This window comes from Tardiphaga sp. 20_F10_N6_6 (genome assembly GCF_052076045.1).
Taxonomy (GTDB): domain Bacteria; phylum Pseudomonadota; class Alphaproteobacteria; order Rhizobiales; family Xanthobacteraceae; genus Tardiphaga; species Tardiphaga robiniae.
This window is the reverse complement of the sequence record NZ_CP197239.1, coordinates 5978006-5995195: the sequence shown is the minus strand read 5'-3', so window position 1 is coordinate 5995195 and position 17190 is coordinate 5978006. Positions and strand designations below refer to the sequence as shown.

At 61.1% G+C, this 17190-nt stretch carries 16 protein-coding genes and 2 pseudogenes; all 18 read right to left on the bottom strand.

The features are described 5' to 3' along the window. Positions 1-357 precede the first annotated feature (357 nt). Positions 358-1308, bottom strand: a complete 951-nt coding sequence (locus AB7813_RS28590; RefSeq protein WP_439063196.1) for a helix-turn-helix domain-containing protein — start codon at positions 1306-1308, stop codon at positions 358-360. 235 nt (positions 1309-1543) lie between these two features. After that, positions 1544-2185 (bottom strand): response regulator transcription factor, encoded by a 642-nt coding sequence (locus AB7813_RS28585; RefSeq protein WP_439063195.1) that lies wholly within the window; start codon positions 2183-2185, stop codon positions 1544-1546. Beyond that, positions 2182-3324, bottom strand: a complete 1143-nt coding sequence (locus AB7813_RS28580; protein ID WP_439063194.1) for a sensor histidine kinase — start codon at positions 3322-3324, stop codon at positions 2182-2184. The genes AB7813_RS28585 and AB7813_RS28580 overlap by 4 nt, the downstream gene beginning before the upstream one ends. Then, the gene (locus AB7813_RS28575) at positions 3321-4475 is read right to left on the bottom strand and encodes a sensor histidine kinase (protein ID WP_439063193.1); all 1155 of its coding nucleotides are present in this window, start codon (positions 4473-4475) and stop codon (positions 3321-3323) included. The genes AB7813_RS28580 and AB7813_RS28575 overlap by 4 nt, the downstream gene beginning before the upstream one ends. 125 nt (positions 4476-4600) lie before the next feature. Beyond that, the gene (locus AB7813_RS28570) at positions 4601-6031 is read right to left on the bottom strand and encodes an alginate export family protein (protein WP_439063192.1); all 1431 of its coding nucleotides are present in this window, start codon (positions 6029-6031) and stop codon (positions 4601-4603) included. Beyond that, on the bottom strand, positions 5997-6902 hold the full coding sequence (locus AB7813_RS28565) for a glyoxalase (protein ID WP_439063191.1): 906 nt from the start codon (positions 6900-6902) through the stop codon (positions 5997-5999). Before AB7813_RS28565 ends, AB7813_RS28570 begins: the two co-directional genes overlap by 35 nt. Before the next feature lie 20 nt (positions 6903-6922). Beyond that, entirely contained in the window at positions 6923-8557 is a 1635-nt protein-coding gene (locus AB7813_RS28560; protein ID WP_439063190.1) for an MFS transporter, read from the bottom strand. Then, complete coding sequence (locus AB7813_RS28555; protein ID WP_439062584.1) at positions 8554-8976, bottom strand: DoxX family protein; 423 nt, start codon at positions 8974-8976, stop codon at positions 8554-8556. The genes AB7813_RS28560 and AB7813_RS28555 overlap by 4 nt, the downstream gene beginning before the upstream one ends. After that, a complete protein-coding gene (locus AB7813_RS28550; RefSeq protein ID WP_439063189.1) occupies positions 8973-10859 on the bottom strand; it encodes an amidohydrolase in 1887 nt (628 codons plus the stop codon). The genes AB7813_RS28555 and AB7813_RS28550 overlap by 4 nt, the downstream gene beginning before the upstream one ends. A gap of 63 nt (positions 10860-10922) precedes the next feature. Beyond that, positions 10923-11213: a XapX domain-containing protein gene (locus tag AB7813_RS28545; RefSeq protein WP_089267974.1), complete on the bottom strand. Its 291-nt coding sequence runs from the start codon at positions 11211-11213 to the stop codon at positions 10923-10925. A gap of 31 nt (positions 11214-11244) precedes the next feature. Next, the gene (locus AB7813_RS28540; protein WP_089267975.1) at positions 11245-11892 is read right to left on the bottom strand and encodes a hydrolase; all 648 of its coding nucleotides are present in this window, start codon (positions 11890-11892) and stop codon (positions 11245-11247) included. Between the two features lie 436 nt (positions 11893-12328). Further along, positions 12329-12925 carry a tyrosine-type recombinase/integrase gene (locus AB7813_RS28535; RefSeq protein ID WP_439063188.1) on the bottom strand — a complete coding sequence of 199 codons (597 nt, stop codon included), beginning with the start codon at positions 12923-12925 and terminating at the stop codon, positions 12329-12331. A 276-nt stretch (positions 12926-13201) separates the two neighbouring features. Then, positions 13202-13529, bottom strand: a pseudogene (locus AB7813_RS28530) (CopG family transcriptional regulator); the annotation flags it as partial. A 4-nt stretch (positions 13530-13533) separates the two neighbouring features. Continuing rightward, on the bottom strand, positions 13534-13971 hold the full coding sequence (locus tag AB7813_RS28525; RefSeq protein WP_439063187.1) for a type IV secretory system conjugative DNA transfer family protein: 438 nt from the start codon (positions 13969-13971) through the stop codon (positions 13534-13536). Then, entirely contained in the window at positions 13952-14797 is an 846-nt protein-coding gene (locus AB7813_RS28520; RefSeq protein WP_439063186.1) for a type IV secretory system conjugative DNA transfer family protein, read from the bottom strand. Before AB7813_RS28520 ends, AB7813_RS28525 begins: the two co-directional genes overlap by 20 nt. 250 nt (positions 14798-15047) lie before the next feature. Beyond that, positions 15048-15956, bottom strand: coding sequence for a lytic transglycosylase domain-containing protein (locus tag AB7813_RS28515; RefSeq protein WP_439082838.1), 909 nt, complete (start codon positions 15954-15956; stop codon positions 15048-15050). Then, the gene (locus AB7813_RS28510; RefSeq protein ID WP_439063185.1) at positions 15956-16468 is read right to left on the bottom strand and encodes a S26 family signal peptidase; all 513 of its coding nucleotides are present in this window, start codon (positions 16466-16468) and stop codon (positions 15956-15958) included. Before AB7813_RS28510 ends, AB7813_RS28515 begins: the two co-directional genes overlap by 1 nt. Beyond that, a pseudogene (locus tag AB7813_RS28505) lies at positions 16465-16865 on the bottom strand (DUF2840 domain-containing protein). The gene AB7813_RS28510 and the pseudogene AB7813_RS28505 overlap by 4 nt, the downstream one beginning before the upstream one ends. Between the last annotated feature and the right edge of the window lie 325 nt (positions 16866-17190).

The window sequence follows — 17190 nt, the reverse complement described above, 5'->3', positions numbered from 1 at the left end:
GAAGTTGTCATGCAAACGGAAGCTTCGGCGAGCGCCGGGCCTGCGAGTGGGGAAAGGTCACCCCAGCCTGCGCGCCTGAGCTCGCACCGAGATCGTAGACCTGTAGAACGCTACGGCCGCGCGTGCAGGTGACACGCCGGCCGCGGCCATCCTTCCGGATCTTGATGCCTACGCGCCGCCCCCGACGATCGTGGCGCTCGCGACAACCAGATAAAGAAGCAGGTTTAAGAGCATCCACGCCTCCGCACCGCCCCCCAAGCGGAACTTCCGAAAAACTCATCCATGTCCGCTTTGCGCCAGGAGCTGACATTGTCGGTAGCGCGTAACATGGACGCGCGGCACGCCACCTCACTCAAACTATTTCTTACATTCAGAAAATCGCACTGGAGAACCTGCATTGCCAGTTGCGCGGCGCCATGCCCCCGGCGGCAGTCCAGTCGCGGCGGAAAAGACGCGGGTGAAGTGGCTTTGATCGGCAAAGCCACAGGCCAGTGCGACATCGGCCAACGGCGTATCGGTCTTCATCAGAAGACCTCGGGCCTGCTCGACGCGCTGGGACAGTATCCACTGGTGAGGCGCCTTGCCCGTCGCTTTCTTGAAGCCGCGAATGAAATAGCCGCGCGACAAGCCGCAGGCCTGGGCAACATCAGCAACGCGCACATTACTGGCAGCGTTGTTGCTCAGCATTTCGATGGCGAGCGCCAGTTGTGGCCGCGATAACGCCGCGCCTTGCGACGTGGGTTCGAGACTGGTCGCATTGTTGTATCGCTCGATCAGATGAATACCGATCGTCGTTCCAAGCTGGTCGAGGAACAACGGACTCGCCTCGCTACTCTTCTGCAGAAAGGGCTCGACCACGCTGACGAGTCGCAACAAGACCGGATCAGTGTCACCGGCGTGGCACGCTAGGTCGACCGCGCCGCGCCACCCATGCTCCTGCGCCAGTTCGATCAAGAACGGCCGCGACACCTCCATCAGGAGAAAATCGAACGCGCCGCGCAGATCGGCACGATAATCATCCGCTAGGTTTCGGATATAAATCGAGCCTTCCTCGAACTCCTGGCCCGTGGCGTGATGCTCGTGAAAAACACGCCGCCGATGACCACGACCTTGCGAGATGCCGATCAGGAAACCGCGATCGTCGGCTGCGGTCGCGACCTGCCCGAGATGCGGATAGTCGCTCCCTTTGCGGAAAAACTTGATCCCGGCGCCGCGCAGCTCCTGATCCTGGTGGAGTTTGCTGGCGGGACAGCCGAACACATCGATCTTCGATTTCGGCATCGGCGAAACAGGCAACGGTTCAAGCATGTGGACCGGTCCCGCATATGATGCACCATCGGGAATTCGAGTACCCGCCATCATACACCCCCATCGCTGCACGCTGCAGATCGCCCGGACGTTCTCATACGTCCCAACGAACTACCTCAGATTTCAGTTTTGCCACGCACATGGTTGCACATGGCTGCGGCTCAATAATTTCCAGAATGCGGAATTTTATGCGGACAGACAATTGGAGCATGGTGGAGGCTGACTAGACCTTGGTCTAGGCGAGCGACGGCGGCTCATATCCCAACTGGTCGGCCATCCGCACGATGTCAGCGAGCGAGTTCGCCCGCATCTTGCGCATCATCGTGCCGCGATGGAGCTTGATCGTGGCCTCGCTCAGGTCCAGCGCAGCCGCAATCTGCTTGTTCATCAAGCCGGCGGCGACATACGCGAACACCTCGCGCTCCCTGACCGTCAAGGTGTCGAAATCCGCCTTGAGGCCAGCGATTTTCTCGGCCGCCTGCTTCGTCACACGGTCGCGTTTCACGGCCGCCTCAACCGCAGCAAGAAGATCCATCGCGCGAACGGGCTTGGTCAGGAATTCGATGGCGCCGGCCTTCATTGCCCGCACCGACATCGGCACATCGGCAAAGCCACTGATGACGATCACCGGCGTTGTGACATGCAGGGCAGCCAGATCATCGAGAAAATCGAGACCGTTACGACCGGGCAGATGCACATCGAGAACGATACAGCCAAATTTGTCCCGGTCGTCTTTGGCTAGGAACTCCTGCGCCGAGGCAAAGCACTCGACCTGAAGACCGACAGAGCGCAGCATGCCATCCAGGGCCTCGCGAATACCCTTGTCATCGTCAATGACGGCGACAACTGCGGTAACTGGCTCCGAAGTTGCGATCACGGTGTCACCTGCAGCGTACGTGGCGGCAGCGTGAAGCGAAAGCGCGTGCCGGTAGGCACGCGTGGCTCCGCCCAGAGCCTTCCGCCATGGGCATCGATGATGGAACGGCAGATCGACAGCCCCATGCCAATGCCATCCCGTTTGGTCGTGAAGAACGGATTGAAGATCATATCGAGGTGATCGGGATCGATACCCACCCCCGCATCTTCGACGGTGACGCAGACCTCTCCCAACGGATCCATCGCCGACACGACAGTCACACGCCGTTGTTGATTCTCCGATGAATTGATGGCATCGGCCGCGTTGGACACCAGGTTCAACATCACCTGTTGCAACTGCACCCGATCACCACCGATCGATGGCTGGTCGGGCTGAAGATTGACTTCCAGCGCAATCCCCTGCCGCGACAGTTCCGGCTGCACGATGGAGAGGACGCTTTCGATCATATCGTTCAGGGCGAGCTCTTCGAACACCACCGGCGCGTTGCGCGCAATCGCGCGGACGCGCTGGATGATCGCTCCGGCGCGATGCCCCTCCGCGATGGCTCGCTCCGCGGCGGCGCGGGCCTCGCCGACATTGGCCTTCTCGCCCTTGAGCCATTGCACGCAGGCCTCGGCATTCATGACAACGGCCATCAGCGGCTGATTGACTTCATGCGCAATGGACGCGGTGAGCTGCCCCATCGTGGTGATCCGCGACATGCGCGCCAGCTCCGCATGCGCCACCTGAAGCGCCGCCGTGCTCTCGCGCAGCTTGCGGTCGGCGCGGTCCTTGTACAGGGCCATTTCGATCACGGTGCGCAGTTGCAGATCCTCGAACGGCTTGAGCAGATAGCCGAATGGCTCGGCTTGACTGGCGCGCCTGACCGTCTCGTCATCGGCATAGGCCGTGAGGAACACTACCGGAATTTGGCATCTGCCGCGGATCTGTCGGGCGGCATCGATGCCGTCTATATCGCCTTCCAGACGGATGTCCATCAGCACCAGATCGGGGCGATTGCTGATCGCAAGCTCAACGGCCGCCTCGCCGCGGGCCGTCACCCCGATCACGGAATGACCGATCCGGCCGAGTTGCTCGCTGATATCGCGGGCAACGATGCGATCGTCCTCAACCACCATCACGCGAGCGCGCGTTGTCATGGCGCAAGCCTCGCGCTACGGCCAGCCTGGAATGTAAGGGTGCAAGTGGTGCCGCCGGTGCGATCGACAGAGAACGTCCCATGCAACTGCTCGACGAGATCGCGCACCAGCTGCAGACCGAGTGATCTGGTTTCGATGAAGTCGAACTGCTCCGGCATCCCGATGCCGTCATCCGCGACGGTCAGAATACATGTCCCGTTCGCGCTGCGGCCGAACCTGACCTTGATATATCCGCTGCGTTTGCCGGGAAAGGCGTGTTTGAACGCATTGGATACGAGCTCGTTGATGATGAGGCCGCAGGAGACAGCGCGATCCATATCAAGCGTGACGTCATCGCTTTCGGCCGTGATCTCGACGCGAACCCGCCCATAGGCGCGGCGCAGATGCGTGCACAGACTGAGCACATGGGTCTGCATCTGGATCTCAGCGAAGTTGCCGGCGCGATACAGATTTTCATGCACCAGCGCCATCGACCGCACACGGTTGCGGCTATCCGCAAACAGCGCCGCGGTGATCGGGTCGGTGATGCGCGACGCCTGCAGGTTCAGGAGACTACTGATAAGCTGCAGGTTGTTCTTGACGCGGTGATGCACTTCCTTGAGCAGCGCTTCCTTTTCGTTCAGCGATGCTTCCAGTCTTTCCCGTGCAGCGTTTCCGGTTGTGATGTCCATCATCGCGCGGCGGAGCTCGAGCTGGTTCATGATCTGCCGCGCGAGCGCCTGCAGCGTGAAGCGCTGGCGTGTCGACAGACCATCCGGGCGCGGCGTGTGATCCAACACACAAACGGTACCGATCGGCAGTCCGTTCTGTGTTTCCAGCAGCGCGCTGGCATAAAAGCGGAGCCTGGGACCCCCGCTCACCAATGGATTATGCTGGAAGCGTGTATCCGAAGACAGATCGGGGATCACGAAAAGATCCGTCTGGCGGATCGCCTGCGCGCAGATCGAATGATCGAGCGGCAGTTCCCGATCGCCGTGCCCGATACCGGTAAGGGTCCAGTGCCGGTCGCCATCTATCAGATTGATGGCCGCGATCGGCGCATCGCAGATATCCGACGCGATCTGCACGAAGTCTGCGAAATCCACATCAGATGCAGAATCGAGAATATCGTATCGATGCAAGGCCGCGATGCGATCGCGTTCATTCCACATGTCAGGCACTTATGTCGGCATCATCCGAACCATCACGCCAAAACGGGACCGATGGCGGGCGAGCGTGTAACCTATTCCGCCGCGGCACAAAATGAAACCACGCCTCATGGCCTCCGGACGTCCGGTTACCACCCATATTTGAGCTCCAAACCCAGATAATTGCTGTCGTGCCCGCCGGCGTTCCGCACCGTGTCGCCAATGGCGTAATGCACCGCCTCGACGGCTCCGGTCAGGTTGGCGTTGAAGACGTAATCCGCTCGAAGCTGCGAATAGACCCCCGTCCAGCGGCTGCCCTGCCCAGCCGTGCCCGCGACGGCAACGTTGGGCTGAACATAAACGGCATCGGCAACCGTCTGGCGCCACTGCATGCCGAGCCCGGCGGTCACCGTCAGATTGGCAATGGGCTTCACCGTCAGTGTCGGCTTGAGATGGATCAGGTTGGCGTAGCCGGTATAGCCTGCCAGCGAGAAATAGTAGCCGTTCGGGAACAGCGGATTGAACGTAGCGATCGTGTTGTCACCCGCACGCCCGTCACCTGACGCCGCATCCGCCTGCAAGCCGATCCTTGGCGTCCATGCGGCGTTAGAGAATGTGTAACCGGTGCGGCCGCCCAGTGCCCAGGCCTCGATCTCCTTAGGCCCGACATGCCCTGTCTGCCCCATCGCCTCGAGATCCCAATCGAAGCCATTGGCATTACCGGCAAAGCGGACGTCGAAGATGTGCCGCGTCTCTTCGCCCAGGGCGTCGAGATAACGCGCAGACGACCGCTCGAACAGGGAGTAGTAGCCGGAGAGTTCGTTGTCGCCGAACACCTTGCGTTCGATACGCGCAGTGCTGAAGCGGAAATTCTGGCCGGAGAAGTCGTCGAACACATCGCCAAAGCGATATTGCACCGGCTGGCTGACAAAGCCGATGAAACGCCACAACCCGGTCTCGTAATCCGCCCACACCGCATCGAAGGACTGCCGCACATTCGGCCCGTCGCGCGAGGACACAAAGCGTTGCAGATCGAAGGCAAAATCCTGCCGGCCGACGCGCGCCTTGAAGATGCCATCACCCAGCGCACCGCTATAGGCGATAAATGCCAGTCTCAGATCGAGCTGGTTCTGGTCGACCGGCGAGACGCTCGCCTTGTCAATGGTGCGGACATCCTCCAGCTGCGTGAAGATCTGCCAGTTCTCGTTCAGCCGGATGTCGACATGCATCTGCAGCCGTTGCAGCAGATAGGAATCGCCGCGCGTATTGCCGACGCCGAAATTCGGAGCGTCGTTGAACTCAAATCGCTCGCGCAGACTAGCACCTAGCGAGATATAGCTTTTCGGATCGGTGACAAAGAGCGGGATATATTTCAGAGCGTCGAATGGCTCGGTGCGCAACGCCGAAGTGGCGAGCGCAGACCAGTCTTCCTGCCAGCGATTGGTTAGAAGCTTCGGGCGCGCTGGCGTTAGCGCTGAATCGTCCGCATGCGCAGGCGGCAGCAGGACCGCGCTAAAGGCCAGCGCGGTCGCGGCTATCCAAGCCTTACTTGCCGACGGCAGAGTGAATCTCGGCAACATAGCCTCCGGGGAATTTTACCAGCGCTGCGCGGCGCGCATCCGCGACATAGGGCTCGACCAGCACCGTGGCACCGACCGTCTTCGCCTTGGCCAGCGTCTCGTCGAGCGACGGCACTTCATAGCCGGTCAGCTCATGGCCATAAGGATAAGGAAGCACGCCGTCGGTCACCAGCACAGTCATCTTGCCGAACTTCGACGTGATGCGAACCCGACGGTAGGTATCGTTGGGTCGGCCGATCTCGATGCCCGGCGCCTTCGCCGTGTCGGAGACAACGTTGCCTTTCGAGAAAGCGACAAAGCTCTTCACGAACTGATCGGCCCGGCCGGCCGGAACGTAGACGCGGTTTTCCGGGACCGTCTGCAGTTCCGGATAGGACGGCGCCGTCGTGTGCCAATAGAGCTGCATGTTGATGCCGCCCGGCCATTGCACAACGACGTCGCGGCCGATCGGATCGGGAAACGTCTTGACCAGCACGTCGGCGCCCGCGCCTTGCGCGGCTCTGACGGCGGCATCGATATCTGTAACGAGATAGCCGGTGCGCTCATGGCCGAATGGATAGGGAATCGGAGTCTTGAAGCCAAACACCGAGACCGACCCTGCCGGGGTCAGCAGAAGCTGCGACGTCGTGCTGCTCGGCGTCGGCGTCATTGTCGCAACTACCTGTTTGGTGCTCTTGCCACCAAAAGTCGCGATGAAGCTTTCGACAAAGCGATCGACCTCGTCCGGCGCAACATAGACGTGCGTCGTGTCATATTGCGCGCCGACGGCAAAGCCGACCTTCGCCGGCGCCTCGCGCGACCATGCATCTTGCGGCGCGGCCGATAGCAACGCGATGGAAAGAATGGCGGCGGTGAATTTGAACAAACGCATCATGGCAGTCCTTGTGGCGACTAGTGCTGATTGACCAGTTCGGGCTTCGACGTCGGGTTTTTCAGATCCAGCGTCAGAAAATGCCGGACCACGGGGGCGTCGGGCCCGATGTGATATTGCGTCATCTCGCGCTGCACATCGGCATCAGCCTTCGAGACGCGGTGATGCTGCCGCAGATGCTCCGCCCATGATTCCACCAGGAACCATTCGACGATCTTCTCCGGATCGGCGGCATCCTCGGTGATGCCCCAGCCATAAGCGCCATCGCGACGACGCGCTTCGGAGAGGCGCTTGAGCCCGGTGAAGAACGGCGCGCGGTTTTGACGCGCGATTCGATATTCAATCAGGATCAGGACGGGCCCCCGGTCATGTTCGACCTCGTCCGACGTCAGCGGCTCCGGCCAGTAATTGGACGGCGTGAGATCGGCTTCGCCTGTCGGCAGCTTCACCCGGTGCATGATGAAGGCGGCGACGGCGAGACCGCATGCGCTAACCAGCAGCGTCGCCGGCAGGCTCAGCGCTTGGGCCACCGCGCCCCAGCCGAGGCTTCCAGCAGCCATGGCACCGTTGAACACCATCAGATAGACAGCGAGACCGCGACCACGCACCCAGTTCGGCAGCACCGCCTGCGCGACGCCACTGAACGTCGTCAGCGCCGTGATCCACGCAGAACCGAGCAGCAGCAGAACCGGCAGCGCAACCCATTTCGGCGGCGCGAAGGACAGTACAGCCATCACACACGCCGACAACAGCGCGGCGATCAGCAGCAGCGCGTCGGAGTCGAGCTTCGCGCGGAGCCGCGGCAGCACCAGCGCGCCACCGATCGCGCCTGCACCAACCGCACCAAGCAGCACGCCGTAAAAACTGGCATCGCCACCCAGCAGATTACGCGCCACCAGCGGCAGCAGAGCCCAGATCGAGCTGGAGAATGCAAAGAAGATCGTTGCCCGCAGCAGCACGATGTGCAGTTCACGGCTAGAGCGGGTGTAGCGCAATCCGGCCCGGAACGCGCCGAAGAACTTCTCTGACAACACGTCATTCTCGGCCTTGGCGCGTGGCCACCACAGCAGTGCTGCGATGACGAACATGTAGCTGATGACATCGGCGCCATAGGTGACGGCGGCGCCGAATGTCGCCAGCAGGATGCCGCCGGCGGCCGGGCCGATCGAGCGCGAGACATTGATGCCCAGTGAATTCAGCGCGACCGCGCTCTTGATGTCCTGCCGCGGCACGAGCTCCGGCACGATCGCCTGCCATGTCGGCCCGACCAGTGCGGCGCCGATGCCGCCGATGAAGGTCAGCCCGATCAGCAGATTGACCGTCAGCAGCCCGTAATAAGACAGCATCATCAGCGTCGCGCTCACCAAGGCGAGCAGCACCTGCACCGCGATCAGGAATTTGCGGCGATCGAGAATATCGGACAGCACCCCGGCGGGGATCGCAAACAGGAAGATCGGAAGCGTGCCCGCGGCCTGGATCATGGTGACCGCTGCGGGCGCCGCCGACAGGTCTGTGACGAGCCAGGAGCTCGCCACGTCGCGCATGAAGCTGCCGGTATTGCCCATCACCGTCGCGACCCAGATCACCGCGAAGATGGATTGGCGGAATGGCGCGAAGGCGCTGGTTGCCTTGGCCGGCTCGGCGGCTCCGCTCATGGTTTTGCCTTCCTGGCCCGGTCATTAAGGTCATGCCATGCGACGAGCAGGAAGCCGCCGCACAGGCCGATATGTTCGAAAAACGAATTGGCGCTCATAAAGCGCTCTGGCGGAGCCAGCTCCCAGAACCGATTCGCCAGAAATGTCGCCATCAGCGTAAAGCCTGCCAGCGAGAGTGCACCGAGCCAGCGCCACACGCCACCAAGAATCAATAGCGAGGCAACCAGTTCGAGCCCAATCGTCGCCAGCGCGAAGGGCGCCGCCGGCTGCAGTCCGAAATGGTTCATCTCGGCAATCGCCCCCGGAAGGTCGAACGCCTTGACGAGCCCGCCCTGCAGATAGGCCGCACACAGGCAGAGCAAACCCAGCCAATGCATAACGGGTGCCCCGATCACGCGACGTGCGAGATTCGTGATCATACCGCCCAGCACGCGCAGCCGATTGCGCCCCAGAAGCTTTTGAGATCGGCGATGGGCAGCCTGCTGGACCACGCTGTCGCGTGATCGTGGCCGTGCACGCCGCAGGAATTGGCGCAGCCGCAGGTCATCGCCATCTTCTGCGCGACGACCTGTCCATTCGCATCGGGTGCAGCCCATGCGCCGTAGCCGCCGAAGGTGCGTACAGGTGACCAGTCCGGCATCGCCGGCGGCGGCGCATTCTCGTCGAGCTTGGCGAAATCACCGACGGCATAGACAACCTTTCCGCCGACGATTGTCAGCACTGCGCTCGTGTCGGCAATCTCGTTCTCCGCGCAGGAGAAGAAGTCACGATCGGGTACGACGATATCGGCGAGCTGGCCAACCTGGATGCGGCCCTTCTTGCCTTCTTCGTTCGAGAACCACGTTACGTTTTCGGTCCACATGCGCAACGCCGTTTCGCGGTCGAGGCAGTTGCGCTGCGGATAGAGCTGCATGCCGCCGACGGTACGGCCGGTGACCAGCCAGGACAGCGACACCCACGGATTATAGGAGGCCACGCGCGTGGCATCAGTGCCGGCGGAAACCTTGACGCCCTTGGCGAGCATCTTCGACACCGGGGGCGTCGCTTCTGCAGCGCCATGGCCGTAGCGCTCGACGAAATATTCGCCCTGATAGGCCATGCGGTGCTGCACGGCGATGCCGCCACCAAGGGCGGCGATACGGTCGATCGACTGATCCGAAATCGTTTCAGCGTGGTCGAAGAACCAGTTTAGCCCTTCCAGCGGCATCTCCTGATTGACGCGCTCGAACACATCCAGCGCACGGCTGATGGTCTCGTCATAGGTCGCGTGCATACGCCACGGCCATTTGTTCTGGACCAGAACGCGCACAACATCCTCGAGCTCGCCTTCCATTTCCGGCTCCATATCCGGGCGCGGCTGGCGGAAATCCTCGAAATCGGCAGCAGAGAACACCAGCATTTCGCCAGCGCCGTTATGGCGGAAATAGTCGTCGCCCTGCTTGTATTTGGACGTCTTGGTCCAGTTCAGGAAGTCGTCCTTCTCGCCCTTCGGCTTTTGGGTGAAGAGGTTATAGGCGAGACGGATCGTCAACTGATTCTCGTCATGCAGCTTCTGGATGACGGCATAATCCTCGGGATAGTTCTGGAAACCGCCGCCGGCATCGATGGCGCCGGTGACACCGAGGCGGTTGAGCTCGCGCATGAAATGGCGGGTGGAGTTGACCTGATAGTCGAATGGCAGCTTCGGCCCCTTGGCCAGCGTCGCATAGAGAATGCCGGCATTGGGCTTGGCCAGCAGCAGCCCGTTCGGATTGCCGTTAGCGTCGCGAATGATCTCACCGCCTGGCGGGTTTGGCGTGTCCTTCGTATAGCCGACGGCGCGCAGCGCGGCGCCATTGAGCAGTGCGCGATCATAGAGATGCAGCAGGAATACCGGTGTATCCGGCGCGACGGCATTCAACTCATCGATTGTCGGCAACCGCTTCTCGACGAACTGATGCTCGGTGAAGCCACCGACAACGCGCACCCATTGCGGCGGCGGGGTGATGGCGACCTGACGTTTCAGCATGTTCATGGCGTCGGAAAGCGAGCGCACGCCATCCCAGCGTAGCTCCATGTTGAAGTTCAGGCCGCCGCGAATGATGTGCAAGTGATTGTCGATCAGGCCGGGCAGCACGCGCTTGCCCTTGAGGTCGACGACCTTCGTCTTCGGTCCCGCCAGGGGCAGAATGTCCGCGTTATGGCCGACATGGGTGAAGCGACCATCCTTGATGGCCACCGCGCTGGCGACGGGATTGGAGCGATCGAGCGTCGTGAACAGGCCACGATGGAGAATGAGATCGGAGGTCTGCGGCTCGGTCATGGGGAGTTCCTTCGGCGATAGTGAATTGAACAGGCAATGTGATCGTGAGGCGGGTGCCGGAGACTAACCGCCGGCGGGCGGCTGCGGCGCCTTCTCGGCCACGACACGCGTATCGGAGCGCTGGCCCTTCGGCAGATGGCCGAACATGTGTGGCTTCACCTGTTCGAGCCAGGACTGCACCACCGGCTCCTTCTGCCAGAGGCTGCGTACCAACGGCGGCAATTGCTCGCCGACGAGAATGCCGAGCAGGCCGACCAGCGCCACCACCGGTGGCGCCGGAGAGCGCACATTGATCAGACTGTAGATGACGCCCACCAGCAGGCCTGCGCCAAGGGAGATCATGTGCGCTTTCATGTCGTTGTCCTCGGTTGTGTGACGTGACGGCCTACTTGGCCGGGCCGCCTTCGGAAGCGTGCTCGCCGAGCGCCCACTTCGAGAAGCGGATCTGGATGCCGTAAGGCGAATGCGCGCGCTGGATGTCCATCATGCCCTCATAGGTCTCGCTGCGCGCCCAATCCTGCTGCAGCTCATACGCATATTGCGAGGACGTGATCGGCACCGCGCCAGCCTGGATGGCGCGCTGCATGGCACGCTCATGCGCTTCCGGCGAGAGATCGCCGCAGGCGTCGGCAGCAATGTAGATTTCAAAGCCTTCGCGCAGCATGTCTAGGGTCGGGAAGATCACACAGGCTTCGGTCCACAGACCGGCGATCACGAATTTCTTGCGGCCGGTGGCGGCGACGGCTTTGCGGAAGTTCGGATCGAGCCACGAATTCATTGAGGTGCGATCAATGATCTCCTGTCCTGGAAACAGCGACACCACCTCGGGGATGAACGGGCCGGAAAACGACTCTGCCGCAACGGTTGTCAGAACGGTCGGAATCTTGAAGAGCTTCGCGGCTTTTGCAAGAATCTGGACGTTGTTCAATGTGACAAGGCGATCGTGCGACTGGACGCCCTGGAACATCGCAGGCTGAAAATCGATCAGCGCGATGGCGCTATTCTGCGGGGTCAGCATTTCCTGAAATGACATTCTGGTTCTCCGTGAAAGGATTGTGACGATTTCAAACTCGCGCACGCCGCAGGCGAATTTTCTTCAGCTGATGACGGGCGCTACTTCTGGTTTTACGAGCGACCGGTCTGGACCGCGAAGTCTCCACGCTATGTGCGCGAGAATGGCGGACAGCGTCTTGTCTGGAAGTCATCGACTTTGAATGATCGGTCACGGCACTATGTCGTAGGTGACTTACTGCGGTCTATCGTGTCTCGCCAAACCGCGCGAACAATTACCGACCAAAGTTGTGCCAACTCCAGGATAGCTCGAACCTCGCGCCGAGGCCTCCGCTTCCTTTCAAATGAATTCAAGACGGATTGAGCTGCATCCCCGTCTTGATTCACAAGCGACTATTTCGTAGTGGCTGCTTCGCGCCAAAAAAAGCGCGTCACTGCATGATGCGCCTTAGATCGCTTTAGAGGTCCACCTGCTCAGACATGACAAGTGCATCATCTACCTCAATTCCAAGATACCGCACCGTACTTTCGAGTTTTGTGTGGCCTAAGAGCAATTGCACCGCTCGAAGATTTCCGGTTTTCTTATAAATCTGAGATGCTTTTGTCCGACGCATCGAATGCGTCCCATAGCGTCTTCGGTCCAACCCGATACTGGTGACCCATCGATCTACGATTCTCCCGTATTGTCGGGCGGACAAATGAAGTTTTGAGCACATCCGACTCGGAAACAGGTGGTCTGCCGATGTCAGTTCTCGTTCAACGATCCATTTCTCCAATGCGGACCTTGTGTGCTCGGAGAGCTCGAACTGGACCGGCCGTCCGGTCTTTCTTTGGATGACCGTCGCCCGATCGCGTAGGACGCCCGATATCGTCAAATTGCTCACTTTGATCGACGTCAAATCGCAAGCGCGAAGCTTACTGTCGATCGCAAGGTTGAAGAGAGCAAGCTCTCGGAGATTCGAGGCAACCTCCAATCTGGTTCGTATTCCCCAGACTTCTTTCGGTTTTAACGGAAGTTTTTGACCAACGATCTGCCCCTTATTCCAGACAGGCATAGCAAGACTCCATGCCACCCGTCCCAGCCCCACCACTCCCATCGAGCAAGAGGAATCTACGCTATAGGGCTAAATGGCGCCTTAGCGCCATAAGCGGCCGCCAAGTGTATGTAATTCTCCGATTGACGAGATATAAGCGGGCCGTGAGTTCTTTCGGTGTCTGTCCCCCGTTACGAATGCCTCCGGAAGACGGAACCGCTATTTTGGTCAGATCGTCTCGGCGTGGCAGCCGCTATCTGTGCAACGTTACTACAAAAAGACTCTTTAAAAGCAGGTGCCGCCAAACCGCTCGCGGCCCTTGATCTGGGCGGCAGCCTGCGCATCGTTCGGCAAGGGCGGCGTGATCGTCAGCCAGAAGCGGACGAACAGGGCCAGCGTTTCCGCGGGTAACCCCAAGATCGCGTTCGAGACGTTGGACTTGGCGCGACAGCCGGTCGAGACGGCGCGCGAACGCCGCCTCGCGCCGATCCTCCCCATCCGGAGACAGAAACGAGGTGACCGCCGCTTCCACGATCGCCGATCGGGAAAGCTTCTTGCGGTCGGCAAGATCGGCGATCTGCTTCAGAAGGTCCGGCGGGAAATACACGTTCATCCGGTCGCGCATGGTCTCACAACTCCATACCGTCATTCGGGTCGAGCGAGACCTGGCGGGCGATGCCACGCATCTGCTGGTGCAGGATGCGAGCCTGACGGGCTGCATCGTCCGACTCGTCGTCGAGCACAGCGGCGAACTCTTCCGCAGGCCTCGGATCAGTCGCCTCCTTGGCAATGGCGACATGGTCGGGAAGCTCGGGTTCGCGACGCAAGCCGCTATTGGCGGCATCCTGTTCCGCCTTCTGGATCTCACCAAGCAACACGGCGTCCGGTGCCTGCGGCGTTAGAGCTGACCACCCATCCGTCCGTGACGACCGGCCAGACTTCGCCGGATCGGGCGGCGTCAGCACCCGTTCGGTGAAACGGTGATCCTCGTAATAGCGAGCTTTCTTCGCCCGGATCGGGGGCGTGCCGGCAACCATGACGATCTCGTCAGTGGGCGGGAGCTGCATCACCTCGCCCGGCGTGAGCAGCGGCCTTGCCGTCTCCTGCCGCGAGACCATGAGGTGACCAAGCCACGGATTCAGCCGGTGACCGGCATAGTTCTTCATGGCGCGCATCTCGGTTGCTGTCCTCAGCGCATCGGAGACACGCTTCGCCGTGCGCTCGTCCATGGCAGTTGTCGAGGATCGCGTTGTTGGGCCCGTAGGCTTTCTCGATCTGATTCAGCGACTGCGCGATCAGGAGGCTTTTGATGCCGTAACCTGCCATGAAGGCCAGCGCGGATTCTAAGAAGTCGAGCCGGCCGAGCGCGAGCCGGGTGCCGAGATCGACTTCCATTTGCCGGGCGAGATCGCGCGTGAAGGCTTTGAGATCGGTCATCTCGCCGGCGTCCTCGGGCCAGGCGATGAAGCGGAAATGATGCCGGTCGTCCTTGCAGCGATCCGCGAAGGCGGCATCGTCAGCGCGGTCACTGCCGGCATCGAACATCACCGCCTTCTCGCTGTTACGGGTGACGCCGTCGCGTTTGAGGTACGAGAGATGAGCGGTCAGCGGCGCGGAACGGAAGGATCGTCCCTGGTGACGAACGACGCGCGCCTTCACCACCACGCGCCGCGCCGGGCTGAACAGGCGGCTGCGGCTAAACCTGATCCGGCCGCGCCCGAAGGTCGAGCGCCCGTAGCTCGAGGAACGCTTGCCCGCAGCTGCAAGACTGGAGCTGTGACCGGCCTTCTTCGCCGCGCGCAGCACCCGGTTGATGAAGCTCTTGGGCTTTGGCGCTCGCGTGCCGCGGATGCGGCCAGGCCGGACTCGTAAATCGCTGTCGCCTGCGCTCACTGCAATGGCTCCGCGAGCAAGCAAGAACGGACAGTGCCGAAAACATTCTTGAGTTCATTGGCGAAAGCCTGAGGCGCGGCACGCGCCCCGACCGACCGGCACGGCCGAACCCTAGCCATTCCAATGGCTTGTGGTTCGAGCGGCGAGCCGCTTTTATCTCGCCGTCCCGCTGTCGTGTTTCCCCGTTGCCTTGGCCTTCCCAGCCATTCTATCCCGGAGCACGCCATGGCACGCCAGACTGCACATCCCGTCATTGCAGGTCTCCCGCACTGGATCGTGCAACGAACAGACTGCCCGCTTGCGGCACGAACGCAGAGATATTGCGCGACAGATCGCTCGCCGAAGCGCGGTTCGATCGACGCTCAGCCGACACCTGATCGGCAGCGGTTGCGCGTTCGGGTCGCGCGATGAACAACGGCGCCTCGGTCCATGACTTCGCGTGAACTACTGCGACGGAGAGCGGACTGGCGAGTTCGGCGCCACCGAACAGGGGAGCAAGCGTTGCCGCATAAGCGCGGGTCTCGGCCGGCAATGGACGGCCCGCGAGATACTGTTCGTAGCGGCCTGGTCCCGCGTTATACGCCGCAAGGAAACCGGGCGAGCCATAGCGGTCGTGTAGTTCGTGGAGATACGCTGCGCCTGCCAGAATGTTGTCGCGCGGATCGTATGGATTGTCGCCAAAGCGATGACGTATGCGCAGGTCTGCCCAGGTCGCGGGCATGATCTGCATCAACCCCATCGCACCTTTTGGCGATCTGGCCCACACGTCACCTGCACTTTCGAGGGTCATGACGGTGCGTATCCAACGCGCCGGCACGCCGAAGCGACGTGAGGCCTCTTCGATGAGAATCGCAAACGACCCGGCAGGCCGTGCGCTCGGCGGACGTCCGGTTGATGCGTTATCAGCTTGTGCGGCATGCACCAGCACGATCGCAAACGACAACACCATTACGACGGTACAAGCTGCCGTCTTTAAACGACCCAAGCATGCCGCCGTGCTCACGCCCGTCCAGGGTAAAGCTGCTTCGCGCCGGCCTTGCGGCCGCCCTGGACCGCCGCCGCGCCCGGCGGCTTTGCGAATGTTGGTCGGGACGGAGGAATGGTGCAGCATCCGGTCGAACAGAGGAATGGCAGATCGAGAAAGAGAGATGCGCACCATCACTCCTCCTTGGTCCAGACAGGGAATGCACGGCCAACAACTGCGGATGCCGCGATCGGCCCGAAGTAGCGACCGTCCAGCGAGTCCCTGGACTGCCAGTTCATGAGAAAGAGTTCGTCTTCGCCGACAACACGACAGCCGTGCCAGACTGGCAGCGGCCGGCCGCGACTGTCTCGCTCGCGCGCCTCTCCCATGTCGATCGCATCGACCGAGATAGTGTGTCCGCTTCTGCAAACCGTTTGCCTGGGCAGCGCCAGCACGCGCTTCAACATGGGAATGCCGACCGGCAGATAGCCGTTCATGTTAAGAAAACTCGCCAGCGGCTCTGGTGGCTTGATGGCGACGAGTTCGGTGACAAACAGTCTGTCTGCGGGCCGTAAGCGATAGAGGCCAAGCGGTACACTTTCGGAAGCATTCCACAGGTAGAGTGGAACCGGCTCCGCGACGACCGGTGCAACGAGAACGGCGACCCCAACAAGCATGACTGCGAGCGTCGAGAACCGGCCATTCATGGCATAATCCTCCGCCTGTGAAGCCAAGCTTGGTGACGCGACTTGGTGTAGGTTCGCGGAGCTTCATTAACGGAGAGGCGGTTATGGACGTGATGCCAACAATCAAGTGCAGCGTCCGCGGGATCGATGCCAAGCGCTTCGATCGCATCGATCAGTTGCAGCACTCGCTCGACCTTGGGCCAGCCCGACAACCGCAACAGAATATCGCCGCCGGGCGTCACATAGGGCACCGTGGTGCAACGCTGACCGGCCGCGACTGCCCGCAAGATGTCGATCCGCGAGATGACCGTGCCAAAGTCATTTGAGGTCCAGCGGACGAACGCGAAGAGCTGCCGGGTGTGAACGACACAACGCGCCGACGGCGATCTAGGATCGGCTCCGAACAGTGCCCCCACAGATGCCAGGTCCATCAGACAATTAGGATGCCGATCGCCCCCTACGATTCACAGTTGCTCGTCAACTTCGCGGCAAAAGGGGGCGATTCGTCCTATTTGTACGCCACAACTACACAGCAGCCATACCAGCGCTTTATATTTCTTTGCTGGAGAAGCCTACGATCTTATTGTCTGAGACCGATGGTGGTTCGGGGCGGAGGCATGGGCGGCAAGAACGAAAAGACTCGGATCGAGGCATTTGCGTCGCCAGGTAGGGGGAAAATGCCGCGTGCCACGAAGCGCCCTCGCAAGAAACGTGGCATGCCGCCGCCAGCGACGTTCGATATC